At 59.9% G+C, this 23,236-nt stretch carries 30 protein-coding genes; 12 read left to right on the top strand and 18 right to left on the bottom strand.

Annotated elements, in window-relative coordinates; translation table 11 throughout:
• Positions 1-4 precede the first annotated feature (4 nt).
• The gene (locus tag ACW9IN_RS08305) at positions 5-847 is read left to right on the top strand and encodes a methyl-accepting chemotaxis protein (protein WP_457365454.1); all 843 of its coding nucleotides are present in this window, start codon (positions 5-7) and stop codon (positions 845-847) included.
• Positions 848-952: 105 nt separating this feature from the next.
• Here ACW9IN_RS08305 and ACW9IN_RS08300 read toward each other — a convergent pair whose 3' ends face one another.
• The 3 genes from ACW9IN_RS08300 to ACW9IN_RS08290 are packed head-to-tail and all read right to left on the bottom strand — an operon-like array spanning position 953 to position 2,064.
• A complete protein-coding gene (locus ACW9IN_RS08300; RefSeq protein WP_457365416.1) occupies positions 953-1,573 on the bottom strand; it encodes an SOS response-associated peptidase in 621 nt (206 codons plus the stop codon).
• Positions 1,574-1,609: 36 nt separating this feature from the next.
• Complete coding sequence (locus tag ACW9IN_RS08295; RefSeq protein WP_457365415.1) at positions 1,610-1,870, bottom strand: putative signal transducing protein; 261 nt, start codon at positions 1,868-1,870, stop codon at positions 1,610-1,612.
• A gap of 11 nt (positions 1,871-1,881) precedes the next feature.
• Positions 1,882-2,064 (bottom strand): CPXCG motif-containing cysteine-rich protein, encoded by a 183-nt coding sequence (locus tag ACW9IN_RS08290; RefSeq protein WP_457365414.1) that lies wholly within the window; start codon positions 2,062-2,064, stop codon positions 1,882-1,884.
• 143 nt (positions 2,065-2,207) lie between these two features.
• Between ACW9IN_RS08290 and ACW9IN_RS08285 the strand changes: the two genes are divergently transcribed.
• Positions 2,208-3,371, top strand: coding sequence for a 1-acyl-sn-glycerol-3-phosphate acyltransferase (locus ACW9IN_RS08285; protein WP_457365413.1), 1,164 nt, complete (start codon positions 2,208-2,210; stop codon positions 3,369-3,371).
• A 122-nt stretch (positions 3,372-3,493) separates the two neighbouring features.
• Here ACW9IN_RS08285 and ACW9IN_RS08280 read toward each other — a convergent pair whose 3' ends face one another.
• Positions 3,494-3,751 (bottom strand): hypothetical protein, encoded by a 258-nt coding sequence (locus tag ACW9IN_RS08280; protein WP_457365412.1) that lies wholly within the window; start codon positions 3,749-3,751, stop codon positions 3,494-3,496.
• A gap of 183 nt (positions 3,752-3,934) precedes the next feature.
• Here ACW9IN_RS08280 and ACW9IN_RS08275 point away from each other — a divergent pair, with 183 nt between their 5' ends.
• On the top strand, positions 3,935-4,144 hold the full coding sequence (locus ACW9IN_RS08275; RefSeq protein ID WP_457365411.1) for a hypothetical protein: 210 nt from the start codon (positions 3,935-3,937) through the stop codon (positions 4,142-4,144).
• A gap of 59 nt (positions 4,145-4,203) precedes the next feature.
• Here the strand turns inward: ACW9IN_RS08275 and ACW9IN_RS08270 are convergent, their stop codons facing one another.
• Positions 4,204-4,788 carry a YajG family lipoprotein gene (locus tag ACW9IN_RS08270; protein ID WP_457365410.1) on the bottom strand — a complete coding sequence of 195 codons (585 nt, stop codon included), beginning with the start codon at positions 4,786-4,788 and terminating at the stop codon, positions 4,204-4,206.
• A gap of 182 nt (positions 4,789-4,970) precedes the next feature.
• On the opposite strand from ACW9IN_RS08270, the gene ACW9IN_RS08265 reads away from it, so the two are divergent.
• Positions 4,971-5,204, top strand: coding sequence for a hypothetical protein (locus tag ACW9IN_RS08265; RefSeq protein ID WP_457365409.1), 234 nt, complete (start codon positions 4,971-4,973; stop codon positions 5,202-5,204).
• A 723-nt stretch (positions 5,205-5,927) separates the two neighbouring features.
• Positions 5,928-7,436, top strand: a complete 1,509-nt coding sequence (gene mqo / locus ACW9IN_RS08260) for a malate dehydrogenase (quinone) (RefSeq protein WP_457365408.1) — start codon at positions 5,928-5,930, stop codon at positions 7,434-7,436.
• Between the two features lie 102 nt (positions 7,437-7,538).
• On the opposite strand, the gene ACW9IN_RS08255 is transcribed toward mqo, so the two are convergent.
• The 3 genes from ACW9IN_RS08255 to ACW9IN_RS08245 form a co-directional block, all read right to left on the bottom strand.
• Positions 7,539-7,826, bottom strand: a complete 288-nt coding sequence (locus tag ACW9IN_RS08255) for a PA4642 family protein (RefSeq protein WP_457365407.1) — start codon at positions 7,824-7,826, stop codon at positions 7,539-7,541.
• 208 nt (positions 7,827-8,034) lie between these two features.
• The gene (locus tag ACW9IN_RS08250; RefSeq protein ID WP_457365406.1) at positions 8,035-8,520 is read right to left on the bottom strand and encodes a hypothetical protein; all 486 of its coding nucleotides are present in this window, start codon (positions 8,518-8,520) and stop codon (positions 8,035-8,037) included.
• A gap of 58 nt (positions 8,521-8,578) precedes the next feature.
• Positions 8,579-9,136: a hypoxanthine-guanine phosphoribosyltransferase gene (locus ACW9IN_RS08245; protein ID WP_457365405.1), complete on the bottom strand. Its 558-nt coding sequence runs from the start codon at positions 9,134-9,136 to the stop codon at positions 8,579-8,581.
• Between the two features lie 164 nt (positions 9,137-9,300).
• Here ACW9IN_RS08245 and upp point away from each other — a divergent pair, with 164 nt between their 5' ends.
• Both upp and ACW9IN_RS08235 read left to right on the top strand, forming a co-directional pair.
• Positions 9,301-9,939 carry a uracil phosphoribosyltransferase gene (upp, locus tag ACW9IN_RS08240; RefSeq protein ID WP_457365404.1) on the top strand — a complete coding sequence of 213 codons (639 nt, stop codon included), beginning with the start codon at positions 9,301-9,303 and terminating at the stop codon, positions 9,937-9,939.
• A gap of 2 nt (positions 9,940-9,941) precedes the next feature.
• Positions 9,942-11,216 (top strand): uracil-xanthine permease family protein, encoded by a 1,275-nt coding sequence (locus ACW9IN_RS08235; RefSeq protein ID WP_457365403.1) that lies wholly within the window; start codon positions 9,942-9,944, stop codon positions 11,214-11,216.
• 156 nt (positions 11,217-11,372) lie between these two features.
• Here ACW9IN_RS08235 and hisC read toward each other — a convergent pair whose 3' ends face one another.
• From hisC to ACW9IN_RS08185, 10 genes are all read right to left on the bottom strand, one after another.
• Positions 11,373-12,425, bottom strand: a complete 1,053-nt coding sequence (hisC, locus tag ACW9IN_RS08230; RefSeq protein ID WP_457365402.1) for a histidinol-phosphate transaminase — start codon at positions 12,423-12,425, stop codon at positions 11,373-11,375.
• Between the two features lie 3 nt (positions 12,426-12,428).
• On the bottom strand, positions 12,429-13,754 hold the full coding sequence (gene hisD / locus ACW9IN_RS08225) for a histidinol dehydrogenase (protein ID WP_457365401.1): 1,326 nt from the start codon (positions 13,752-13,754) through the stop codon (positions 12,429-12,431).
• Positions 13,755-13,882: 128 nt separating this feature from the next.
• A complete protein-coding gene (hisG, locus tag ACW9IN_RS08220) occupies positions 13,883-14,518 on the bottom strand; it encodes an ATP phosphoribosyltransferase (protein ID WP_010213102.1) in 636 nt (211 codons plus the stop codon).
• 251 nt (positions 14,519-14,769) lie between these two features.
• A complete protein-coding gene (gene murA / locus ACW9IN_RS08215; protein ID WP_457365400.1) occupies positions 14,770-16,035 on the bottom strand; it encodes a UDP-N-acetylglucosamine 1-carboxyvinyltransferase in 1,266 nt (421 codons plus the stop codon).
• Positions 16,036-16,058: 23 nt separating this feature from the next.
• Positions 16,059-16,298, bottom strand: a complete 240-nt coding sequence (locus ACW9IN_RS08210; RefSeq protein WP_017845972.1) for a BolA family protein — start codon at positions 16,296-16,298, stop codon at positions 16,059-16,061.
• A 114-nt stretch (positions 16,299-16,412) separates the two neighbouring features.
• Positions 16,413-16,718 (bottom strand): STAS domain-containing protein, encoded by a 306-nt coding sequence (locus ACW9IN_RS08205; protein WP_457365399.1) that lies wholly within the window; start codon positions 16,716-16,718, stop codon positions 16,413-16,415.
• On the bottom strand, positions 16,715-17,362 hold the full coding sequence (locus ACW9IN_RS08200) for an MlaC/ttg2D family ABC transporter substrate-binding protein (RefSeq protein ID WP_457365398.1): 648 nt from the start codon (positions 17,360-17,362) through the stop codon (positions 16,715-16,717). The genes ACW9IN_RS08205 and ACW9IN_RS08200 overlap by 4 nt, the downstream gene beginning before the upstream one ends.
• Before the next feature lie 11 nt (positions 17,363-17,373).
• Positions 17,374-17,841, bottom strand: a complete 468-nt coding sequence (mlaD, locus tag ACW9IN_RS08195) for an outer membrane lipid asymmetry maintenance protein MlaD (RefSeq protein ID WP_457365397.1) — start codon at positions 17,839-17,841, stop codon at positions 17,374-17,376.
• Positions 17,841-18,638: a lipid asymmetry maintenance ABC transporter permease subunit MlaE gene (gene mlaE, locus ACW9IN_RS08190; RefSeq protein ID WP_457365396.1), complete on the bottom strand. Its 798-nt coding sequence runs from the start codon at positions 18,636-18,638 to the stop codon at positions 17,841-17,843. The genes mlaD and mlaE overlap by 1 nt, the downstream gene beginning before the upstream one ends.
• Complete coding sequence (locus tag ACW9IN_RS08185; protein WP_003171811.1) at positions 18,638-19,447, bottom strand: ATP-binding cassette domain-containing protein; 810 nt, start codon at positions 19,445-19,447, stop codon at positions 18,638-18,640. The genes mlaE and ACW9IN_RS08185 overlap by 1 nt, the downstream gene beginning before the upstream one ends.
• A 310-nt stretch (positions 19,448-19,757) precedes the next feature.
• Here ACW9IN_RS08185 and ACW9IN_RS08180 point away from each other — a divergent pair, with 310 nt between their 5' ends.
• From ACW9IN_RS08180 to lptB, 5 genes are read left to right on the top strand one after another with little or no spacing between them, the layout of a single operon-like run.
• Positions 19,758-20,732: a KpsF/GutQ family sugar-phosphate isomerase gene (locus tag ACW9IN_RS08180; protein ID WP_457365395.1), complete on the top strand. Its 975-nt coding sequence runs from the start codon at positions 19,758-19,760 to the stop codon at positions 20,730-20,732.
• Positions 20,733-21,257, top strand: coding sequence for a KdsC family phosphatase (locus ACW9IN_RS08175; protein ID WP_457365394.1), 525 nt, complete (start codon positions 20,733-20,735; stop codon positions 21,255-21,257). It begins immediately after the preceding gene.
• 8 nt (positions 21,258-21,265) lie between these two features.
• Positions 21,266-21,838 (top strand): LPS export ABC transporter periplasmic protein LptC, encoded by a 573-nt coding sequence (gene lptC, locus ACW9IN_RS08170; protein ID WP_457365393.1) that lies wholly within the window; start codon positions 21,266-21,268, stop codon positions 21,836-21,838.
• A complete protein-coding gene (lptA, locus tag ACW9IN_RS08165; RefSeq protein ID WP_457365392.1) occupies positions 21,825-22,358 on the top strand; it encodes a lipopolysaccharide transport periplasmic protein LptA in 534 nt (177 codons plus the stop codon). Before lptC ends, lptA begins: the two co-directional genes overlap by 14 nt.
• Entirely contained in the window at positions 22,358-23,083 is a 726-nt protein-coding gene (gene lptB, locus ACW9IN_RS08160; RefSeq protein WP_457365391.1) for an LPS export ABC transporter ATP-binding protein, read from the top strand. The genes lptA and lptB overlap by 1 nt, the downstream gene beginning before the upstream one ends.
• The last annotated feature ends 153 nt before the right edge of the window (positions 23,084-23,236 follow it).

The following is a 23,236-nucleotide window of genomic DNA, read 5'->3' as shown; positions in this document are numbered from 1 at the left end:
AGGCATGATCACCCAGGTGGTGAGCTCGGTGCAGAAGGTCAGCGATTCGTCGGAGCACACTGCCGACATCGCGATTCGCACCAACCAGGGTGTGCACAAGCAGATGGTGGAGATTGATCAGGTCGCCACTGCCGTGCACGAAATGACCGCCACCGCGCAAGACGTGGCACGCAACGCCACCCAGGCCGCCCAAGCCGCCAGTCATGCCGACCAGGCCGCCAGCCAGGGCATGCGCATTGTGCGGGACACCTCAACGTCCATCGGCGCGTTGGCCGAGGAAATCGGCAAGGCGGTAGGGGTGGTGCAGACGCTGGCCAAGGACAGCGAAAACATCAATGCCATCCTCACTGCGATTCGCGGCATTGCCGAGCAGACCAATTTGCTGGCGCTCAACGCAGCCATCGAAGCCGCGCGCGCTGGCGAGCAAGGTCGCGGTTTTGCGGTGGTTGCCGACGAGGTGCGTAACCTGGCACAGAAAACCCAGAAGGCCACCGAAGAAATCCAGACCATGATCCAGCAGCTGCAACAGGGCACGCGGGACGTGGTACGGGTGATGGAGGACAGCCAGAGTCGTACCGACGAGAGCGTGCAACACGCCGCCAAGGCGGCCGACGCGCTGGAAACCATTACCCAGGCCGTGTCGGTGATCAACGACATGAACACCCAGATCGCCAGTGCGGCCGAGGAACAAAGCGCGGTGGCCGAAGATATCAACCGCAATGTGATCAATATCGGCCAGGTGGCCAATGAAGTGGCGGGTGGTGCGGATGAGTCCAGTGCAGCCAGTGCGGATCTGACCAAGCTGGCGGAGCAGCAGCGGCGACTGATCAACCAGTTCAAAGTCTAAGATTTTCGGCGATCTCGAGGGCCCTATCGCAGGCAAGCCAGCTCCCACATTTGACTGTATTCACACCTCCGAGTGTGGGAGCTGGCTTGCCTGCGATGAGGCCAATCAGGCCGGGGTCAGGCATTCCGGCCCATTCAGTTTCGGATCATTGACCATATTGGCCAGTACCCGCTCGCGCAACGCGGCGGGCTCACTCGCCAACAAACCCTGCAACACATGCAGCGGCGTCTCGGGATTGAGCCAGGCGTCCTGTCCGGCTTCGTCCAGAATCAGCGGTCGCCGCTGATTCTGCGCGGCCTGGGTCACCACCGCAGTGCTCAGCCACACCTGCTCCTGCACCGGATACGCCTCCCACACCGCCGCAAAAAACAGCGTCGAGCCCTCCCCGGGCGTCAGCCAATACGGGCGCTTGCGCTGGGTACCGCGCCATTCGTAGAAACCGTTGGCCGGGAGCAGGCAGCGGCGCTGTCGAAACGCTTCACGGAACATCGGCTGTTCGGCCAGGGTTTCGGCACGGGCGTGGGCCGGTGTGCGGGAAAGGTCAGTCAGCCAGGGCGGCGTCAGCCCCCAGCGGGCACGCGCCAGGTTGCGCTGGCCGTCGAGAACACGCTGTATCAGCACCGAATCATTCGGGGAGATGTTCCACTGGGGCTGCTGATCGGCCGGAAAGCCCGGCAAGGCGGCAAAGGCAGGGTTCCAGCGAAACAGGGCATAACGTCCACACATGGGGTAACACGACTCTTGGGTAAACCGACCGACAGCCTAACAGACCAGCACGTCGGGAAAACTGTCGGGTTCATCGCCAGGCAAGGGCTGCGCGCCGATATAGGCGGTAATCAACGCACGGGCATCGACGGCCCGGTCATTATCGACCTCCAGCCCCAGCAGGCCGAAGATCGGCAGCTCGCCGGTGCCACCGAGCAAATGGCGCCCTACCAGGTACGCCTCGATGCCCTCGCTGGCGAGCATCTGTTGCAGCAACTCGCCTTCCATCAGGTTTTCCGGTTCATAGATTCGCTGCATGGGCCCACCTGTCATTCATTCTCGCTGCGGACCGTGAGCATCCATTCGTCATCGTGAACCTGCAGCTCAAAAACAATCGGCCGGCAACATACCGGGCAGTCTTCAATGTATGACTGATCCCCTCCGGAAAGGTCCAGCAAAGCCTCCGCCGGCTCCCCACAATAAGGACAATCGTACGACTCGGTTTCCAGCATCGCGGTCTCCCAGGTGACTTGTGCGTATAATCGCCGGTCTATTGGCAGGGCTATTGACGTTTGCACCGCTTGTTCAGACCGCGCCCTGTCTTTTTTCGATCCGAACCTTTACTTACCCTAGCCGTTTCTAACAAGAGAGCATGATGGGCGAATTCGATACCATCCGACCTTACAACGACAGCGAAGTCCCGGCAGTGCTGGCACGCCTGTTCAGTGACAAGGCCTTTCTGGACATCCTGACCCACTTTCGCTTCCCGCGCTTTGCCGGCGCGCTGGGCTGGCTGCTCAAGCCGATGATCGCCCGCAAATTGCGCCGTGAATTTGCCGGCGTGACCACTGTGGCTACGTTGCAGGACAAGGTGGAGTACTACGTCGACCACACCATTGACCGGGCGACCGACGGCGTGACCTATACCGGCGTGGAACAGCTCAAGTCCGGCACCGCGTACCTGTTCCTCGCCAACCACCGCGATATCGTGATGGACCCGGCCTTCGTCAACTATGCCGTCTACCACGCGGGCCTGCCGACGCCGCGCATCGCCATTGGCGACAATCTGCTGCAAAAGCCGTTCGTCAGCGACCTGATGCGCCTGAACAAGAGTTTTATCGTGCACCGCTCGATTACCGGGCGCAAAGAGAAGATGGCGGCCTATCAATTGCTGTCGGCTTACATCAACCATTCGATCCGCAACGACGGCGCCTCCATCTGGATTGCCCAGGCCGAAGGCCGTGCCAAAGACGGCGATGACCGTACCGAGTCGGCGATCCTCAAGATGTTTCATGTCAGCCGCAAGGACGAGCCGTTTGCCGAGGTGATCCAGTCGTTGCACCTGACGCCGGTGTCCATCAGCTACGAGTACGACCCCTGCGACTCGGCCAAGGCGCGCGAGCTGTACATCCGCGCCACCACGGGCACCTACAGCAAGGCGCCGGGCGAAGACGACGTGAGCATTGCCTTGGGCATTACCGGCTACAAGGGCCGTGTGCATGTGAACTTCGCGCCGCCGATCACCGAACGTTTCGAAGACACCAAGCTGCTGGCTGCGGAAATGGACCGGCAGATTCTGGGCGGTTACCGGTTGTTTCCGGTGCACTACCTGGCTTACGCCCAGTGGAGTGAAGCCGACCCGCAATTGCAGGTGCCGACGGCAGCCGAGGTGTTTCCGGCCGATGAGCTGGCCAAGGCCAAGACGGAGTGGGAGCGGCGCCTGGCGGAATGCCCGGCTGAACACCGACCATTCCTGGTGGTGCAATACGCGACGCCAGTGAGAAATCAGTATCGGGTCAAGGCCGGAATTCCCTTGTAAGCACCGATTCAAACTGTGGGAGCGGGCTTGCTCGCGAACGCTGAGTGTCAGTCGATACATGCTTGACTGATACACCGCCTTCGCGAGTTCAAGCCCGCTCCCACATTTGTTTTGTGGCGCTTTTAAAGACGGGTGCTGAGCCAGGAAATGCTCAGTGCCAGCCCCAGGCAGGCGAACCCGATGCGGTAGGCCAATCGGTGCGCCCGTTCGGTGCGTACATCCAGGAATAACATCGGCTGGTCGATGGCGCGATCTTCGCTTTGCGCGGTCAATTCGGCCATCGCCCGCTGCTCTCGCAGGCGGGTAACAAACAGCAATGCGGCAGCCGGAAAGGCCACCGCCAAAGCAACAGCATTGATCAACAGTGCGGGCAGCGCCATCGCAAACCTCGGTGAATCAGTGTCTGGGTATCACTTCAGATACAAACCTGAACGATAGTGGCCTCATGCGCCAGAAATGCTCCCTCCCCCCTGTACGCTTAATGTATCGAGTAATTTACATCGTCACCTGAACGTCACCTTAACAAGCCACTCTGTTGCCCTTCGAACGCTCGGGAGCTTGTCATGCTGCATGCGCACAACCAGGATCAGCTGTATCGGGTCACTCAAAGTGACGAGCAGGAAGCGCTGATCGGCGGCCTCGCGTTCAACGTCCAGGACCGCCACTGGCTGGTGTACTGCGCCCTCGGCGGGCACCAGCATGCCGACCTGCCGGAAGCCGATCTGCTGACGGGTGTGAGCCTGCTGGACTTCTGTATCGACACGGCGGCATAAAACAGAAGGCGAAAAAAAACCGGACACCTCTCGGGGCCCGGTTTTTTGTGAAGCGCCGGTTATTGCGAGCTGAGCAACGAGCCGATGCTTGGGTCCTTGAACAGACGGGTCAGGGCGTCGCTCAACACGTCGCTGACCAGCTTGGTGTTGGTTTCCTGGTTCGGCGCCATGCCGAAGCGCTGATTCAGCGATGCACCATAACGACCACTGTAGCGACGGGTGCCGGCGGTGACGTCGGACTTGAAGGTCGCGCCGATGGAAGCCTCGGTGACATACAGGCCTTCTTTAGGCGATTGGTACTTCAGTTCGGCCAGGGTGATGGTCAACTGGGGCGCGCCAGGCGAATTGGCCGGAGTGAAACCCAGCAGACGCACGGCGGCTTCGGCCTGGGCTTGCAGCTTGGGCAGTACATCCTGAGCGTTGACCGACACCAGCGCGGTCTCCGGGTACAGACCGCCACGGGAACCCAGCGTCGGCGACGGACGCCCGTCAACCACACGCACCGACACCGGCTGACCATGCCCCACCGGCGCCAGCTGCGTGGTGAGCTTCGGTTGCGGGCTGAGTTGTTGCGGGCTGTTGGCGCAGCCAACCAGGGTCAAGCTGGTCACAGTGATCAAACCGAACAACAGGCGTTGCAACATACTCATTTCTCCAGGACTGGGCGCAAACAGGCCAGCAGTATAACGGTGCACGCACGCCGCTCACCAGCCATCCTGAATGGCAGCTGAAGCCGCGTTGAAATTACAATTTTGCATAAATCCGTCATTTCCATGTCATGGCACACTGGCAATCTTCGAGCATGTAACGTAACAGGTACAAAGCCATGCGCCTCCTCAAATCGCTGTTCATGCCCAACGCGCGTCATCGCCACTATGCCTTGCTCGATGCACGGGGCCATTGCCTGGCGTTCAAACAGTGCAGCCTGCCACCCGTCGGCGAAGGCTGGGTGGAAGTGGCGGAGACTCATCTGGGTTGGATGCACCGCCCGCTGCCGGCCAGTGCCCGGGTGAACTCGATGACGGTACATGGGCACCCACGCCACGCACTGGCATCCTGACCAAAGCCTTAATAAAAGTCATAAAACACGCCCATTTCCCTAGCGTTCTTCGCTACAATCTCCCCCCGATTATAAGGACGTCTCCTGATCGGGCCTCGCAGCATCGTCAATGCCTCGGCATTGACCCATGAATCGCCCACAGAGAGCCGCCCACACAGATCGAGTGAAGCTGGTGCGCTTGCTGTTTTTCCTGCCAACCGCCCACCTTTACCGAATCTGCCGGAGCTGCCATTGCGCTCGGCCACTTGAGTTGTTTGCCCGTCTGCCGCGTGTTGGCATGGATCTCGGGCCAGGTGCCAGGCTGGGGCAGCCCTTTTTTGAGGTTCACGTCTTCAAAAGAGCGTGAAAAAACGGGTTTTCACAACTTCACAAGAGTGTGGCGAGCAAATGAATAGTTTGGCGTTTGTACAAGCACCATCAGCGTCTGGAACAGCCCAACCACACAGGACCGAGCACGCCTCAACAACCGGAGCTTGAGCCTGTCCGCTACGGATTGGTTGCACGAATCACACGCTTTGACCATAAGTCGAATTGCCACAGGCGCCCATGAATGCGTTCATAGGCAAATTGGCCCGGCAGGAAGCGTGTGCTGAAGGTGCAAAGAATTGCGAATCGGACATGGCGATCCTGGCCATGGGTAACCCGGGGCAACACGTGAACCGCCCCGTCACTCCTGGCAGCCATGCCGTCAATTTGGTGCTGCAGATTTTGGAGACGCGTTAAATGGCGCATAACGAAGCAGTCGACGTAGTACTGGTAGGGGCCGGCATCATGAGTGCCACCCTGGCCGTACTGCTCAAAGAGCTCGACCCCGGCCTCAAGCTGGAAGTCGTTGAGCTGATGGATTCGGGTGCGGCGGAGAGTTCCAACCCGTGGAACAACGCCGGTACCGGCCATGCCGGGCTGTGTGAGCTGAACTACACCCCGCAGGCGGGCGATGGTTCCATCGACATCAAGAAAGCCGTGCACATCAACACCCAGTTCGAGGTGTCGAAGCAGTTCTGGGCGTACCTGACCAAAAAAGGCACCTTTGGCTCGTCCAAGTCCTTTATCAGCCCGGTGCCGCACTTGAGCTTCGTGCAGGGCGAAAAAGGCGTGTCCTTCCTCAAGAAGCGCTTTGAAACCCTCAGCCAGCATCACGCGTTCTCGGATATGCACTACACCGAAGACCGCGCCGAAATGGCCGAGTGGATGCCGCTGATGATGCCGGGCCGCCCGCTTGACGAAAAGATCGCCGCCACCCGCGTGATGAACGGCACTGACGTCAACTTCGGCGCACTGACCAATCAACTGCTCAGCCACCTGACCAGTTCGGCCGATGCCCAGGTCAAGTACAGCAAGCGTGTCACTGGCCTCAAGCGCAACGGCGCGGGCTGGACCGTGAGCATCAAGGACGTCAACAGCGGCAACAGCCGCGAAGTGGACGCCAAGTTCGTATTCCTCGGCGCCGGTGGCGCGGCGCTGCCGCTGCTGCAAGCCTCGGGCATCGAAGAAAGCAAAGGCTTCGGCGGCTTCCCGGTCAGCGGCCAGTGGCTGCGTTGCGACAACCCGGAAGTGGTCAAGCATCACCAGGCCAAGGTCTACAGCCAGGCCGCCGTGGGCTCGCCACCGATGTCCGTGCCGCACCTGGACACCCGTGTGGTCGATGGCAAGAAATCCCTGCTGTTCGGACCCTACGCCGGTTTCACCACCAAGTTCCTCAAGCACGGCTCGTTCCTCGACCTGCCGATGTCGATTCGCGCCGGCAACATCGGCCCGATGCTGGCCGTGGCCCGCGACAACATGGACCTGACCAAGTACCTGGTCAGCGAAGTGCGCCAGTCCATGGAGCAGCGCCTGGAATCCCTGCGCCGCTTCTACCCCGAAGCGAAAGCCGAAGACTGGCGCCTGGAAGTCGCTGGCCAACGGGTACAGATCATCAAGAAAGACCCGAAGAAAGGCGGCGTGCTGCAATTCGGCACCGAGCTGGTCGCGGCCAAGGATGGTTCGTTGGCAGCCCTGCTGGGCGCATCCCCAGGTGCTTCGGTAACGGTTTCGATCATGCTGGAGTTGATCGAGAAGTGCTTCCCGCAGAAAGCTGCCGGTGAGTGGGCGGCGAAGCTGCAGGAAATCTTCCCGGCACGGGAAAAGGTCCTGGAGACCGATGCCGAGCTGTATCGCAAGATCAACGCGCAGAACAACATCAGCCTGGAACTGGTTGCACCTGCCGCCGAGACTGAAAGCTACGCTTGAGGTTATGACGCAGAGCGTCACTGGAGGCATTCCCACGCAGAGCGTGGGAACGAGCGCCCCGCTCTCGGAACGAGAACGGGGCGTTTTTTATGCCTTGGATAATCAGCCGCGAGCGTTTTCGATCAGTTCGATGTACTCGTCCGCGTTGCGCTGGTCCTTGATCAGGTCAACGAAGGTCTGGCCGCGCTCGTCCTTGCCGTCGAGGTCCAGGCCCGCTTCCTTGAAAAAACCCAGGAACCGCTCGAAATCGTCGATACGCAGGCCACGGTAGGCCTTGATCAGCTTATGCAGGGACGGTGAAGTCGCATCGACTGGCTCGAAATCCAGGAACAACTTGATCTGATCGTCACCGATCTCGTCGCCAATCACCTGTTTCTTATCTTTACGCATTACCGACTCCAGCCTGCAGACATTTACACGGGGCCTGAAGTCTACCTGTCGGACACCATTTTCGAAAACAACCAAACACGCCCGTGGGAGCTGGCTTGCCTGCGATGGCGGTGGGACAGTCAGCTCATCTGTCACCGACTCAACACTTTCGCACGCAAGCCAGCTCCCACATTGACTGCATTTGCATGGCTGGATCTGTGCAGCTTGATTACTTGGCGCGCACGACGCCCGTATGCAGATCCGCCCAGATATGCCCATTGGCGTAACTGAGGAATTGCACATACACCGTTTCATTGCGCAGCAGATCGACGATCACACGGTACTGGGCGACCGGATAGGACAAGGTCAGGGTTTTACTGGCGTCGTCGTAGGCCGGTTTTTTCAGGCTTTTGCTTTCGGCGTCGAAATTGAGCACTACCTGGGCGATGGTCGCGCCTTTGTTCAGGGATTTGCCCTTGAGGCGCATCATCAGCGGCGACGTTACCGGGATCGGCTGCTGGCTGGACTGGCGCTGGTTGCCCACCACCACGGCATACTCGGTCACTTGCAGCAGTTGTTGCTGTTCCGGGGTCTCGGCGCGCAGGGTCATGTCATCCGACGGCAGGAACTGGCTGTGCATCGGTGCGGGCGCGGCAAACAGGGGAAGACTGGCGGTGAGCGCCAGGGCGGCGCAGGTGCGTATCAACAGGCTCATGAAAGACTCCAGACGCAAGGGCAAGCACTCTAGCATGCCCACCCTGCGCCGAAGCGGGTTACATGCCTTTGACGGCGTAGATCCCATTGGCGTTGCGCCAGTAGCCTTTGTAGTCCATGCCGTAACCGAAGATATAACGATCGACGCACGGCAAGCCGACGTAGTCAGCCTTGAGGTCAGGGCGGGCCTTGCGGTCATGGTCTTTGTCGATCAACACAGCGGTGTGCACTTTGCGCGCGCCAGCGTGTTTGCAGAAGTCGATGATCGCACCCAGGGTGTGACCTTCATCAAGGATGTCGTCGATGATCAGCACGTCGCGGTCGATGAACGAAACTTCCGGCTTGGCTTTCCAGAACAGGTCGCCGCCGCTGGTTTCATTGCGATAACGGGTCGCGTGCAGGTAGGAGGCTTCCAACGGGAATTGCAGGTGAGTCAGCAATTTGCCCGCGAAGATCAGCCCACCGTTCATTACGCAGAAAACTACCGGATTGGTGTCAGCCATTTCGCGAGTGATGTGCGCGCCAACCTGGGCGATCGCCTCTTCCACTTGCGCTTCGGTGTACAGGCAGTCAGCCTCGCGCATGATTTGACGGATATGCTCGAGATCAGCGGACATGGCGCTCTCCAAGGGGGTGCGGTGGCAAGAAAAGCGGGCGAAGGTACGCTTCTAGCGCGCTCCGGGCAAGCGTTAATGGACTAACGTACTAGATGTCTATAGGACAACACCCTCGGATAGATTAATCTAGGCCGGTTTTTTTGCCCGCCGCCGGAGCCTTTCCCATGCCCACTCGCGAGATCCGCCACCCGCTGATCCGACACAAACTCGGCCTTATGCGCCGTGCCGACATCAGCACGAAGAATTTCCGTGAGCTTGCTCAGGAAGTCGGAGCGTTGCTCACCTACGAAGCCACGAAAGATCTGCCCCTGGAAAACTACGAGATCCCCGGTTGGGCCGGTCCCGTCCAGGTGGAGAAAATCGCCGGCAAGAAAATCACCGTGGTGCCGATCCTGCGCGCCGGCATCGGCATGCTCGAAGGCGTGCTCAGCCTGATCCCGGGCGCCAAGGTCAGCGCCGTAGGCGTGGCCCGCAACGAAGAAACCCTGCAGGCCCATACCTACCTGGAAAAACTCGTGCCCGAAATCGACGAGCGCCTGGCCATGATCATCGATCCGATGCTGGCCACCGGCAGCTCGATGGTTGCCACGATCGACCTGCTGAAAAAAGCCGGCTGCAAGGATATCCGCGCCATGGTACTGGTCGCTGCCCCCGAAGGCATCGCCGCCGTCGAGAACGCCCATCCGGATGTGCAGATCTACACCGCATCCATTGATGAGCGCCTGAATGAGCACGGCTACATCATCCCGGGCCTGGGCGATGCCGGGGACAAGATCTTCGGCACCAAGCAGAAGGACGCGTGAGCATGCAGGATGAATTCAACGACCCGCTTTGGCGCCAGATCCTGTCTGGCGCACAAATGCTCTTCGTAGCATTTGGCGCGCTGGTGTTGATGCCGTTGATCACAGGCCTCGATCCAAACGTCGCACTGTTTACCGCCGGGCTGGGCACGCTGTTGTTCCAGCTGGTGACGGGACGGCAAGTGCCGGTGTTTTTGGCGTCGAGCTTTGCGTTCATCACACCGATCATTCTCGCAAAAGGCCAGTTCGGCTTGGCAGCGACCATGGGCGGGGTGATGGCGGCTGGTTTCGTGTACACCTTCCTGGGCCTGGCGGTGAAGATCAAGGGCACCGGTTTTATCGACCGGCTGCTGCCGCCCGTGGTGATCGGGCCGGTGGTGATCTCCATCGGCCTGGCCATGGCTCCGATTGCCGCCAATATGGCAATGGGCAAGGCCGGTGATGGCAGCGAGCTGATCCACTACCAGACCGCCATGCTGATTTCGATGCCGGCACTGTTGACCACGCTGGTCGTGGCCGTGTTCGGCAAAGGCATTTTCCGCCTGGTGCCGATCATTTCCGGCGTGCTGGTCGGTTTTGCCATGTCGTTCTACTTTGGCGTGGTCGATACGGCGAAGATCGCCGCCGCACCATGGCTCGCCCTGCCCCACTTCACCGCGCCGGAATTCAACTGGCAGGCGATTCTGTTCATCGTTCCGGTGGCCCTGGCCCCGGCAATCGAGCATATCGGCGGGGTGATCGCGGTCGGTAGCGTGACCGGTCGCGACTACCTGAAGAAGCCCGGCCTGCATCGCACCCTGCTGGGTGATGGCATCGCCACCACGGCAGCCGGTCTGTTTGGCGGCCCGCCGAACACCACCTACGCCGAAGTGACCGGTGCAGTGATGCTGACCAAGAACTACAACCCGAAGATCATGACCTGGGCCGCGATCTTTGCCATCAGCCTGGCCTTTATCGGCAAGTTCGGCGCTTTGCTGCAAAGCATTCCGGTACCGGTGATGGGCGGGATCCTGTGCCTGCTGTTCGGCTCGATTGCCGCGGTTGGCATGAACACGCTGATCCGTCACAAGATCGACCTGGGCGAGGCGCGCAATCTGGTGATTGTGTCGGTCACCCTGGTGTTCGGGATTGGCGGCGTGCTGGTCGGCACTGGCACCGGCCCGGACGATTTCGGCCTCAAGGGCATCGCCCTGTGCGCGGTGGTAGCGATTGGTTTGAACCTGTTGCTACCGGGCAATGATGGCTGGAAGAACAAGAAGTCGGATGAGCCGTTGATCTAACGGCCAATGCAAATCAGTGTGGTGGCTTGTGTGGGAGCGGGCTTGCTCGCGAAAGCGGAGTGTCAGTCGATAGATGCGTGACTGATATGCCGTATTCGCGAGCAAGCCCGCTCCCACACAAAGCCCTCCCACATTATTTAGCTTATTCGGCGTGGCTTAGAGCTCGCCCAGGCCGTCGACCAGCGCCTGGTTCTGCTCCGGCGTACCGATGGTGATCCGCAGAAACTGGGCAATCCGTTCCTGCTTGAAGTGCCGCACAATCACCCCTTGCTCACGCAATTTGGCCGCCAGGCCAGCGGCGTCGTGCCGTGGGTGGCGCGCAAAGATGAAGTTGGCTGCCGACGGCAGCACCTCGAAGCCTTTGGCCTGCAACTGGGCGGTCAGTTTTTCACGGCTGTCGATCACCTGTTGGCAGGTTTTCTCGAAATACGCCTGGTCTTCGAACGCGACAGCCGCGCCCACAATCGCCAGGCGATCCAGCGGGTAGGAGTTGAAACTGTTCTTGACCCGCTCCAGTGCCTCGATAAGGTCTGGATGCCCCACCGCCAGCCCAACCCGCAGGCCCGCCAGCGAGCGCGACTTGGACAGCGTCTGGGTCACCAGCAGGTTCGGGTAGCGGTCTACCAGGCTGATGGCCGTTGCGCCGCCGAAGTCGATATACGCCTCATCCACCACGACGACCGAATCCGGGCTGGCCTTGAGGATCTGCTCCACCGCGTCCAGCGCCAGCAGGCAACCGGTCGGCGCGTTGGGGTTGGGAAAAATGATCCCGCCGTTCGGCCTGGCGTAGTCGGCGACGCGAATCTGGAACTGCTCGTCGAGCGGCACGGCATCAAACTGAATGCCATACAGGCCGCAATAAACCGGATAAAAGCTGTAGCTGATATCTGGGAACAGCAGCGGCAGGTCGTGCTGAAACAGCCCGTGGAAGATGTGTGCCAGTACTTCGTCGGAACCGTTGCCGAGGAACACCTTGCTGGCGTCGACGCCGTAGTACGTGGCGACAGCCTGCTTGAGCCGGTCGCTGTTGGGGTCGGAGTACAAACGCAGGTCGTCGGTCAGCTCGGCACGCATGGCCTCCAGCGCCCTGGGTGAAGGGCCGTACGGGTTTTCGTTGGTGTTGAGCTTGACCAGCTTGGTCAGCTTCGGCTGCTCACCCGGCACGTAAGGCACCAGGTTCTTGACGAAGGGGCTCCAGAATTTGCTCATGTCTCAGTTACCTGTCTTGTCGTCAAGGATGCGGTATTCGGCGCTGCGGGCGTGGGCGCTCAACGATTCGCCACGGGCCAGCACGGAAGCGGTCTTGCCCAGCTCCGAGGCGCCTTGCGGCGAGCAGAAGATGATCGACGAACGCTTCTGGAAGTCATACACGCCCAGCGGCGAAGAGAAACGCGCGGTGCCGGAAGTCGGCAGCACGTGGTTGGGGCCTGCGCAGTAATCACCCAGGGCCTCGCTGGTGTGGCGTCCCATGAAGATCGCACCGGCGTGACGAATCGACGGCAGCCAGGCCTGCGGGTCGGCTACCGACAGCTCCAGGTGTTCCGGGGCGATGCGGTTGGCCACTTCGATGGCCTGCTCCATGTCGCGCACTTGAATCAGCGCGCCCCGGCCATTGATCGACTTTTCGATGATCCCGGCACGGTCCATGGTCGGCAGCAGCTTGTCGATGCTCGCCGCCACTGCCTCCAGGAATGCCGCATCCGGGCTGACCAGGATGGCCTGGGCGTCTTCGTCATGCTCGGCCTGGGAGAACAGGTCCATGGCGATCCAGTCCGGGTCGGTCTGGCCGTCGCATACCACCAGAATCTCCGAAGGTCCGGCAATCATGTCGATACCGACCTGGCCGAATACATGGCGCTTGGCGGTGGCCACATAGATGTTGCCCGGCCCGACCACCTTGTCGACCTGCGGCACGCTTTCGGTGCCATAGGCCAGGGCCGCAACGGCCTGGGCGCCGCCAATGGTGAACACGCGATCCACGCCGGCGATGCACGCGGCCGCCAACACCAATTCGTTGATTTCACCGCGTGGTGTCGGTACCACCATGACCACTTCGGTCACGCCAGCCACCTTGGCAGGAATGGCGTTCATCAGCACCGACGACGGGTACGAAGCTTTACCACCCGGCACGTACAGGCCGGCGCGATCCAGTGGCGTGACCTTCTGCCCCAGCACGGTGCCGTCGGCTTCGGTGTAGCTCCAGGAGTCCTGTTTCTGTTTTTCGTGGTAACTGCGCACTCGCGCCGCCGCCACTTCCAGGGCCTGACGCTGCGGCGCTGTGATACGCGTAAGCGCCAACTCCAGGCGTTCGCGGGGCAGGATCAGGTCGGACATGGACTGGACGTCCAGGCCGTCGAACTGGCGGGTGAAGTCCACCAGCGCAGCATCACCGCGTTCGCGCACAGCCTTGATGATGTCGAGCACCCGCCCATTGACCGAATCGTCGGACACGCTTTCCCAGCTCAGCAGATGATCCAGATGGCGGGCGAAATCCGGGTCGGCAGCGTTGAGTCGGGCAATGGCAGTGGACGTGGTCATAGCGGGGGCCTCATAGGATTGGCAAATAGACTCAGGCGCCGAACGTTAGCAGTCGATCCGCTTGGGCACCTGAGAATTCTGGCTATGAGGCGGATAGACGGGCGCAGCCTTGCGGCTACGCGGGTGAGTCAACCGCGGTGTCGCGACTCCACTGCCTTGCGCAGGGTGTCGATCAACGCCTGGATACGGGCGTGTTGCATCTTCATCGAGGCCTTGTTGACGATCAGACGGGAGCTGATGTCGGCAATGAACTCCTGAGGTTCGAGGCCGTTGGCACGCAGGGTGTTGCCGGTGTCGACCACGTCGATGATCTTGTCGGCCAGGCCGATCAGCGGCGCCAGTTCCATCGAGCCATAGAGCTTGATGATGTCGACCTGACGACCTTGCTCGGCGTAGTAGCGCTTGGCGACATTGACGAACTTGGTGGCTACCCGCAGGCGGCCTTTAGGCTCAACGTCGCCGACACGGCCGGCGGTCATCAGCTTGCACAGGGCGATCCGCAGGTCCAGCGGCTCGTACAGACCCTGGCCGCCGTATTCCATCAGCACATCCTTGCCGGCCACACCGAGGTCGGCCGCACCATGCTCAACATAGGTCGGCACGTCGGTAGCCCGCACGATCAGCAGACGGACGTCGTCCTGGGTCGTGGGGATGATCAGTTTGCGGCTCTTGTCCGGATTCTCGGTCGGCACGATGCCCGCTTCAGCCAGAAGCGGCAACGTGTCATCAAGGATGCGGCCCTTGGACAGTGCAATGGTCAACATGGGAAACGTCAGTCCTTCATCAGGCTATTGCGGTCTGGTCGCAAATGGCGCCAGACACAGATCGAGGCCATTACAGCCTCGATTTGAAACAAATTCAGCATATTGCTTCTTCAACTTGTAGTGAGCGGGCTTGCCAAGCGCTGGACTGCGCAGCAGTCCCATTTTTGGGGTCGCTACGCAACCCAGCGCGGGGCAAGCCCGCTCACCACAAGAAGCCCGCTCACACAGAGACGGTGTTTATAGCAGCGGGACTAACCCGGTACGCGGCGGATTTTTGCGCCGAGCATCTGCAGTTTTTCTTCGATGCACTCGTACCCACGGTCGATGTGGTAGATGCGGTCGATCAGGGTATCGCCATCGGCGATCAGTGCCGAGATAACCAGGCTGGCAGAAGCGCGCAGGTCGGTGGCCATTACTGGCGCGCCTTTGAGCTTGTCGGTACCCGTGACGATCGCGGTGTTGCCTTCAACCTGGATCTTCGCGCCCATGCGGTGCAATTCGTACACGTGCATGAAGCGGTTTTCGAAGATGGTTTCGATCACGGCACCGGTGCCTTCGGCAATGGCGTTCAAGGAGATGAACTGCGCCTGCATGTCGGTCGGGAACGCCGGGTATGGAGCGGTACGCACGTTGACGGCCTTGGGGCGCTTGCCGTGCATGTTCAGCTCGATCCAGTCTTCACCCGTGGTGATTTCGGCACCTGCCTCGCGCAGTTTTTCCAGGACCGCTTCCAGAATGGTCGGATCGGTGTCCTTGACCTTGACGCGGCCACCGGTCACGGCAGCGGCAACCAGGTAGGTACCAGTCTCGATGCGGTCCGGCATCACTTTGTAGGTGGCCGAGTGCAGGCGCTTCACACCTTCGATGGTGATGGTGTCGGTACCGGCGCCGCTGATGTTGGCGCCCATGGCGATCAGGAAGTTGGCCAAGTCGACCACTTCCGGCTCGCGGGCAGCGTTCTGCAGCACGCTGCGGCCATTGGCCAAGGCAGCGGCCATCATGATGTTCTCGGTACCAGTCACGCTGACGGTATCAAAGAAGAAGTTCGCGCCACGCAGGCCGCCTTCCGGCGCCTTGGCCTTGATGTAGCCACCTTCGACGTCGATGACCGCACCCATGGCTTCAAGGCCACGAATGTGCAAGTCCACCGGACGCGAACCGATGGCACACCCACCCGGCAGGGCTACTTCAGCCTCGCCAAAACGGGCAACCATCGGGCCCAGCACCAGAATCGACGCACGCATGGTCTTCACCAACTCGTACGGCGCGACCAGGGTCTTGATGGTGCGTGGGTCGATTTCGACGGCCAGTTTCTCGTCAATCACCGGCTCGATGCCCATGCGACCGAACAGCTCGATCATGGTGGTGATGTCGTGCAGGTGCGGCAGGTTGGCTACCGTGACCGGGCCATCGCACAGCAGGGTCGCTGCCAGGATAGGCAAGGCGGAGTTTTTTGCACCGGAAATGCGGATCTCGCCGTCAAGGCGGGCACCGCCGGTAATAATCAATTTATCCATAAGAATCTCGACGCCTTGGGGGCTCAGGTACGCTCGGCCCAGGCCGCGCGACTGAAAAATTTCATAGTGACCGCATGGATGCTGCCATCGGTGATCCATGGGTTCAAATGGGCATAGACCTGCTGCTGACGCTTGACCGGGCTCAATGCCGCCAGTTCATCGCTAATCACGTTCAGCTGGAAGTTGCAGCCTTCGCCTTCAACTTCAACGTTCGTTTCCGGCAGCTTTCCTTCAAGGAAGCTCTTAACTTCTAGGGCCTGCATGCTCAACCTCTATCGGCGCCCAGTGCGCACGGGTCGCACATCATACAAAAAAGCCCCGCGCCTGCGAACCCCGCATAGCAGGACTCTGACGGGGGGCTTGATCATAAATGCGTACTAAGGATGGACCAACAACTCAGTCAGGCCGGAAACCTCGGCAATTTCACGCATGTCTTCAGGCAGCGCACGGATGCTCACCGGTTTTTTGGCCGCCTCGGCATCACGCATGAAACACAGCAACAAGGACAGACCGACACTGCTGGATTTGGTCACACCTGAGCAATCCAGCACCAATGCGGGCGCCGCGCTGGACTTGATCAGTGCCTGGCCCTGCTTGCGCAGGTCAGGCCCGGTGCGGTAATCGAGCACACCACTGATGAACAGCTCGCCGGCGTCACCCAAACGAACGGCCGATTCGGTCATTGCGCAGGCTTCCCGGCAGCTTTGTCGGTTTCTTCCTTGGCCTTGGCCACTTCACCGGCCCAACCATTGATGGTTTTGTCCAGGTCGTTGCCATTGCGCTGCATGGCGTCGGCGAACTGGTCACGGAACAGCTTGCCGATATTGATGCCATTGATGATCACGTTACGCAGCTTCCACTCGCCGTTGACCTTCTCCAGGGTGTACTGCACCGGGTAGACCGCGCCATTGTTGCCCTTGACGGTCATGCCCACGCTGGTGCGGTCGCCCGATTCGTCCTTGGCCGGATCAACGGTAATGCCCTGATTGTTGTACTCGAGCAAAGCGTTGCCATAGAACTGGAACAGACCACGCTTGAAGTTTTCCTGGAAGCGCTGCATCTGCTCAGGCGTCGCCTTGCGCGAATACTTGACTGTCATGATGCTGCGCGAAATGCCTTCGGCATCCACCACAGGACCCACGATGGTGTTGAGCGCATCGTAGAACTTGCTTGGGTCTTGCTTGTATTGCTCTTTGTTGGCAGTCAGGTCAGACAACATCTTGTTGGTCGTGTCCTGCACCAGATCGTGCGCAGAATCCGCCGCGCTGGCCATCAGCGGCAGCGCTGCAAGCAATACCAGCAGGCCACGTCGCAGGGTAGAGATCATGAACAGATTCCTCATTTGGCGTCTTTATTGACCGTATTGAGCAAAAATTTTCCGATCAGGTCTTCAAGCACCAGCGACGACTGCGTGTCGTGAATGGTCGAGCCATCCTTCAGCAGGGCCGTTTCCCCGCCCACACTGACACCGATGTACTTCTCGCCCAGCAACCCAGCAGTGAGGATAGATGCAGTGGAATCGGTCGGCAGATTATTCACCTTCTTGTCCACTTGCATCGTCACTCGACCCGTGAAGCTGTCGCGATCCAGATCGATTGCCGTGACCTTGCCGATAGTGACACCGGCCATGGTCACTTTAGCTCTGACAGTCAAACCGGCGATATTGTCGAAGTATGCGTAAAGTTTATAAGTATCGGCGGTGGGGCTGGCCGAAAGACCACTGACCCGCAGGGCCAGCAACAATAAAGCCAGGATGCCAGCCAGCAAGAAAAGGCCGACACCGATTTCCACAGTGCGGTTTTGCATCAGAAATCTCCAAACATCAAGGCGGTCAAAATGAAGTCAAGGCCCAGTATCGCCAGCGAGGCATACACGACGGTCTTGGTGGTGGCGCGACTGATCCCTTCTGAAGTGGGCTCACAGTCGTAGCCTTGGAATACGGCGATCCAGGTCACTACAAAGGCAAAGACCATGCTCTTGATGATCCCGTTGAGTACGTCGCCCGTGAAGGTCACGCTGTTCTGCATGTTTGCCCAATAGGAACCGTCGTAGACACCCAGCCAGTCCACAGCCACCCACGAACCGCCCCAGATGCCCACCACGCTGAAGATCATCGCCAGCAGCGGCAGGGAAATGAAGCCGGCCCACAAGCGCGGGGCAATAATGTATTTGAGCGGGTCCACACCGATCATTTCGAGGCTGGACAATTGCTCGGTGGACTTCATGTTGCCGATTTCGGCGGTCAGCGCAGAACCTGCACGCCCGGCGAACAACAGTGCAGTTACCACCGGCCCAAGCTCGCGCAGCAGCGTCAGGGAAACCAGTTGCCCGACCGCCTGCTCCGAACCGTAGCCGGAGAGGATATTGAACCCCTGCAGCGCCAGCACCATGCCGATGAAAATCCCGGAGACCACGATGATCACCAGGGACATCACTCCCACCGAGTGCAGCTGCTTGATCAGCAAGCCGAAACCGCCCCCTATGGCGCCACGGCCGAGCAAGGCATGAAACAGGAAAATGGTGGAGCGGCCCAGCGATTCGACGACGTCGATGCCGGAGCGACCGAAAAGGCGAACCTTCTCGACAAGAGATGTCTTGCGCATCAGCGCTTCCCCAGAAGGTCTGAGCGGTAATCCGCTGCCGGAAAATGAAAGGGCACTGGGCCGTCGGGGTCGCCGGTCATGAATTGGCGAATACGCGGGTTGTCGGCGTTCATCAGTTCTTCAGGCGTGCCCTGCCCCAATACCTGACCATCACCCACGACATAAAGGTAGTCCGCAATGCTGGCCGTTTCAGCCAGGTCATGGGAGACCACAATACTGGTAATCCCCAGCGCGTCGTTGAGCAGGCGGATCAGGCGCACCAATACGCCCATGGCGATAGGATCCTGACCGACGAAGGGTTCGTCATACATGAGGATCTGAGGATCGAGGGCGATAGCTCGTGCCAGCGCAACGCGGCGCTTCATGCCGCCGGAGAGCTCATCGGGCATCAGGTCGATGGCACCGCGAAGACCTACGGCCTGCAGTTTCAGCAACACAATGTCACGAATCATTTCATCGGACAGCTGGGTATGCACCCGCAGAGGGAAGGCCACGTTCTCGAACACGTCGAGGTCGGTGAACAGCGCACCACTCTGGAACAGCACGCCCATATGCTTGCGCGCGTCGAACAGATCGCTGCGCGACAGTGTCGGCAGGTTCTGGCCATTGACCCACACTTCGCCGGCGCTGGGCCGCAATTGCATGCCCATCAGGCGCAACAGGGTGGTCTTGCCGCAACCGGAAGGCCCCATGATGCCCGTGACCTTGCCGCGGGGAATGCGAATATCGACATTATTGAAGATGCTGCGCGTCCCGCGCTTGAAGGTCAGTCCCTTCAGCTCGACCGCGTAGGCGTTATCGGCACTCATCTAAACTCCTTGGGATGCAGCCTCTCACTCAGACACCACGTTTGCGACAAACGTTTGCAACGGATGCGCAATAGATAGCCACGTGGACTGGGCGGACCGACTGGCCGCGAACTATATCACCGCTGATACGAGGCGCCCAAGGCCGGAACAGCGCTTGTTCATGTTCAAGACAGGTAAAAACATTGCTGACTGTGTTACCGGAAGAAAGAATCTCGGACATCTTGCGAATAAAGCCTGACGAACTTGCGTGAGGGAATTGATCATTACCGCTATAATCGCCGACTTTTCGTCAGGCTATACGATTCCAGACATGAGCCAATCCAGCGACCTTATCCAATCCGCGCAACGCACCATCCGTCTCGAGCTTGAAGCCGTAGAGGGCCTGCTGGCCCATATCGACGCGGATTTCGTACGCGCCTGCGAGATGATTCTGGCCAGCAAAGGCCGTGTTGTCGTCGTCGGCATGGGCAAGTCCGGCCACGTCGGCAACAAGATCGCAGCCACACTGGCAAGCACCGGGACCACCGCTTTTTTTGTGCATCCGGCCGAAGCGAGCCACGGCGACATGGGCATGATCGCCAAGGAAGACATCATCCTGGCGCTGTCCAACTCCGGCACCACCAACGAAATCGTGACCCTGCTGCCACTGATCAAGCGCCTGGGCATCAAGATGATCAGCCTCACCGGCAACCCGGAATCGACGCTGGCCAAGGCCGCCGAAGTGAACCTGAACGTTCACGTCGCCCACGAGGCCTGCCCGCTGAACCTGGCACCGACCTCCTCCACCACAGCCGCTCTGGTCATGGGGGATGCCTTGGCCGTGGCCTTGCTGGAAGCGCGTGGTTTTACCGCCGAGGACTTCGCGTTTTCCCACCCGGGCGGTGCTCTGGGCCGTCGCCTGCTGCTGAAAGTGGAAAATGTCATGCATGCAGGCGATGAATTGCCTCACGTCCAGCGCGGCACACTGCTGAAGGACGCGCTAATGGAAATGACCCGCAAGGGCCTGGGCATGACCGTGATTCTGGAGTCCGACGGGCGCCTGGCCGGGGTGTTCACCGACGGCGACTTGCGCCGCACCCTGGACCGCACTATCGATATACACACCGCGACCATCGACGCAGTGATGACTCCGCACGGCAAGACCGCACGCCCCGAAATGCTCGCAGCCGAAGCGCTGAAGATCATGGAAGACCACAAGATCGGCGCACTGGTGGTTGTCGATGCCGACGACCGCCCGATCGGCGCCCTGAACATGCACGACTTGCTGCGTGCGGGAGTGATGTAAATGAGTGGCGACCTGCTGCAACGCGGTAAAAACATCAAGCTGGCGATTTTTGACGTGGACGGCGTGCTGACCGATGGCCGCTTGTACTTCCTTGAAGACGGCAGCGAGTTCAAGACTTTCAACACCCTCGACGGCCAGGGCATCAAGATGCTGATGGCCGCCGGCGTGCAAACAGCCATAATCAGTGGTCGCAAAACCCCCGTTGTGGAACGCCGTGCACAAAACCTGGGGATTCCTCACCTGTATCAGGGCCGCGAGGATAAACTGGTGGTGCTGGACGAGCTTCTTGGCCAACTCAACCTAAGCTATGAGCAAGTCGCCTATCTGGGTGATGACTTGCCTGACCTGCCGGTGATTCGCCGGGTCGGCCTGGGCATGGCGGTCGCGAATGCGGCGGCGTTCGTTCGCGAACACGCCCACGGCATCACCACGGCCCGTGGCGGCGAAGGCGCAGCCCGCGAGTTCTGCGAGTTGATTCTGCGAGCCCAGGGCAGCCTTGAAGCGGCACACGCCGCCTACCTATAGAGCGTTTTATGCTGAGCAAAAAGATTCGCAACTTCCTGCTTTTCGGGGCTATCGCCGCGCTGTTCCTCGCGGTGGGCTACTGGAATATCAGCCCGGAGCGCTTTCTCGACCAGCCTGCGGCGCAGGTGGACGAAGGTGCTATCGACTATTACGCCATCAATGCCAGGAGCGTGCAGTTCCTGCCCGACGGCAAGGTGCAGTACGAGATGACGTCGGACAAGGTCGAGCACCTCAAGGCCACCGAAGTGACCTTGCTGACCAACCCGGACATGAATATCTACCGCGGTACCGAATTTCCATGGCACGTCACCAGCAAGCGTGGCGAGGTCAACCCGGATGGCACCCAGGTCGAACTGATCGATTCGGTGCGCGTTGCGCGCACCGATGCGAAAAACCGTGACACCGTGATTACCAGCAGTCGCATGACCGTATTCCCGCAGAAGCAATATGCGCAGACCGAGCAAGACGTTAGAATCGACGGCGCTGGCGGCGTATCGACTGGCAAGGGAATGAAAGCGTATTTGAAAGAAAGCAGGATACACCTGCTATCGAACGTAAGAGGACAGTATGAGGCTCGTTAAAACTCTCCCTATTTTGCTCGGTCTGGGCGCAGCACTGGGAAGCGTGAGCGCCTGGGCTCTGCCGAACGATAGCCAGCAACCGATCCGCATCCAGGCTGACGAAGCACAGCTGGATGACAAGCAAGGCGTCGCGACCTACACCGGCGGCGTGATCATCACCCAGGGCTCGATGAAGATCACCGGCAACACGGTGACCCTCACCCGCACCGCTGCAGGCGATATCGACGTAGTCACCTCCGTGGGCAACCTGGCCTACTTCGAGCAGAAGCAGGCACCTGCCGATACCGGCCCGATGAAAGGCTACGGCAAGACCATCCAGTATCACGCCCAGCAAAATCGTATCGTCCTGATCGACCAGGCAAAAGTGCTCAGCCCCGATGGCAACTCCACCGAGGGCGAAAAGATCACTTATGACACCGTGAAACAGGTCGCCAATGCCGGTCGCGCCAATGGCAACAAGGTCACCGCGCCACGTCCACGTATCGATATGGTTATCCAGCCGAAGAAGAAGGCCGAGTAATGGCAACCCTGAAAGCCCAGCATCTGGCCAAGGCCTATAAAAGCCGTCAGGTCGTTCGCGACGTCAGCCTGTCCATCGACAGCGGCCAGATCGTCGGCTTGCTCGGCCCCAACGGTGCCGGCAAGACCACCTGCTTCTACATGATCGTGGGCCTGGTCCAGGCCGATCAGGGCCGTGTACTGATCGACGACCTGGACGTCAGCCACCAGCCCATGCACGGTCGCGCCCGAGCCGGCATTGGCTATCTTCCGCAAGAAGCGTCGATCTTCCGCAAGCTGTCGGTTTCCGACAACATCATGGCCATCCTTGAAACCCGCAAGGAACTGGACCGGGACGGCCGTCGCAAGGAGCTGGAAAACCTCTTGCAGGAATTCCACATCAACCACATCCGCGACAACCTCGGCATGAGCCTGTCCGGTGGCGAGCGCCGTCGCGTGGAAATCGCCCGCGCCCTGGCCACGGCGCCGAAGTTTATCCTGCTGGACGAACCGTTTGCCGGCGTCGACCCGATCTCGGTCGGCGATATCAAACAGATCATCCATCACCTCAAGGCCAAGGGTATCGGTGTATTGATCACCGACCACAACGTCCGTGAAACACTCGACATCTGCGAAACCGCCTATATCGTCAATGATGGGCAACTGATCGCCGAAGGTGACTCCGACACCATTCTGGCCAACGAACTGGTCAAGGAAGTGTACCTGGGTCACGAGTTCCGCCTGTAAACACACATGGTGTCAGGCCATTTGTCATCCTGCGCGGAAATCAATAAGAAGCTTCGGATTTTTATTGTTACCGCGCTCTAGGCAAATCCCCCGATATCAGGCATATAATTTGCTTATGTTTGGCGCTCACGCGCCCTGTCGTGGATGGCGCGT

This window comes from Pseudomonas sp. SDO5271_S396, from assembly GCF_054071795.1.
This window is presented reverse-complemented; position numbering and strand designations above follow the sequence as displayed.

Bases quoted from the DNA above. Each gene is read 5' to 3' on its own strand.
- ACW9IN_RS08275 (WP_457365411.1), top strand. From the start codon at position 3,935: ATGCTGCATGCGCACAACCAGGATCAGCTGTATCGGGTCACTCAAAGT.
- ACW9IN_RS08305 (WP_457365454.1), top strand. From the start codon at position 5: ATGATCACCCAGGTGGTGAGCTCGGTGCAGAAGGTCAGCGATTCGTCG.
- ACW9IN_RS08180 (WP_457365395.1), top strand. From the start codon at position 19,758: ATGAGCCAATCCAGCGACCTTATCCAATCCGCGCAACGCACCATCCGT.
- ACW9IN_RS08200 (WP_457365398.1), bottom strand. From the start codon at position 17,362: ATGATCTCTACCCTGCGACGTGGCCTGCTGGTATTGCTTGCAGCGCTG.
- ACW9IN_RS08245 (WP_457365405.1), bottom strand. From the start codon at position 9,136: ATGTCCGCTGATCTCGAGCATATCCGTCAAATCATGCGCGAGGCTGAC.
- ACW9IN_RS08285 (WP_457365413.1), top strand. From the start codon at position 2,208: ATGGGCGAATTCGATACCATCCGACCTTACAACGACAGCGAAGTCCCG.
- upp (WP_457365404.1), top strand. From the start codon at position 9,301: ATGCCCACTCGCGAGATCCGCCACCCGCTGATCCGACACAAACTCGGC.
- ACW9IN_RS08290 (WP_457365414.1), bottom strand. From the start codon at position 2,064: ATGCTGGAAACCGAGTCGTACGATTGTCCTTATTGTGGGGAGCCGGCG.
- ACW9IN_RS08265 (WP_457365409.1), top strand. From the start codon at position 4,971: ATGCGCCTCCTCAAATCGCTGTTCATGCCCAACGCGCGTCATCGCCAC.
- mlaE (WP_457365396.1), bottom strand. From the start codon at position 18,638: ATGCGCAAGACATCTCTTGTCGAGAAGGTTCGCCTTTTCGGTCGCTCC.
- ACW9IN_RS08300 (WP_457365416.1), bottom strand. From the start codon at position 1,573: ATGTGTGGACGTTATGCCCTGTTTCGCTGGAACCCTGCCTTTGCCGCC.
- ACW9IN_RS08205 (WP_457365399.1), bottom strand. From the start codon at position 16,718: ATGACCGAATCGGCCGTTCGTTTGGGTGACGCCGGCGAGCTGTTCATC.
- ACW9IN_RS08280 (WP_457365412.1), bottom strand. From the start codon at position 3,751: ATGGCGCTGCCCGCACTGTTGATCAATGCTGTTGCTTTGGCGGTGGCC.
- ACW9IN_RS08250 (WP_457365406.1), bottom strand. From the start codon at position 8,520: ATGAGCCTGTTGATACGCACCTGCGCCGCCCTGGCGCTCACCGCCAGT.
- ACW9IN_RS08185 (WP_003171811.1), bottom strand. From the start codon at position 19,447: ATGAGTGCCGATAACGCCTACGCGGTCGAGCTGAAGGGACTGACCTTC.
- ACW9IN_RS08235 (WP_457365403.1), top strand. From the start codon at position 9,942: ATGCAGGATGAATTCAACGACCCGCTTTGGCGCCAGATCCTGTCTGGC.
- mqo (WP_457365408.1), top strand. From the start codon at position 5,928: ATGGCGCATAACGAAGCAGTCGACGTAGTACTGGTAGGGGCCGGCATC.
- hisG (WP_010213102.1), bottom strand. From the start codon at position 14,518: ATGTTGACCATTGCACTGTCCAAGGGCCGCATCCTTGATGACACGTTG.
- ACW9IN_RS08255 (WP_457365407.1), bottom strand. From the start codon at position 7,826: ATGCGTAAAGATAAGAAACAGGTGATTGGCGACGAGATCGGTGACGAT.
- ACW9IN_RS08270 (WP_457365410.1), bottom strand. From the start codon at position 4,788: ATGTTGCAACGCCTGTTGTTCGGTTTGATCACTGTGACCAGCTTGACC.
- ACW9IN_RS08175 (WP_457365394.1), top strand. From the start codon at position 20,733: ATGAGTGGCGACCTGCTGCAACGCGGTAAAAACATCAAGCTGGCGATT.
- lptA (WP_457365392.1), top strand. From the start codon at position 21,825: ATGAGGCTCGTTAAAACTCTCCCTATTTTGCTCGGTCTGGGCGCAGCA.
- ACW9IN_RS08295 (WP_457365415.1), bottom strand. From the start codon at position 1,870: ATGCAGCGAATCTATGAACCGGAAAACCTGATGGAAGGCGAGTTGCTG.
- hisD (WP_457365401.1), bottom strand. From the start codon at position 13,754: ATGACCACGTCCACTGCCATTGCCCGACTCAACGCTGCCGACCCGGAT.
- hisC (WP_457365402.1), bottom strand. From the start codon at position 12,425: ATGAGCAAATTCTGGAGCCCCTTCGTCAAGAACCTGGTGCCTTACGTG.
- lptB (WP_457365391.1), top strand. From the start codon at position 22,358: ATGGCAACCCTGAAAGCCCAGCATCTGGCCAAGGCCTATAAAAGCCGT.
- lptC (WP_457365393.1), top strand. From the start codon at position 21,266: ATGCTGAGCAAAAAGATTCGCAACTTCCTGCTTTTCGGGGCTATCGCC.
- murA (WP_457365400.1), bottom strand. From the start codon at position 16,035: ATGGATAAATTGATTATTACCGGCGGTGCCCGCCTTGACGGCGAGATC.
- ACW9IN_RS08210 (WP_017845972.1), bottom strand. From the start codon at position 16,298: ATGCAGGCCCTAGAAGTTAAGAGCTTCCTTGAAGGAAAGCTGCCGGAA.
- mlaD (WP_457365397.1), bottom strand. From the start codon at position 17,841: ATGCAAAACCGCACTGTGGAAATCGGTGTCGGCCTTTTCTTGCTGGCT.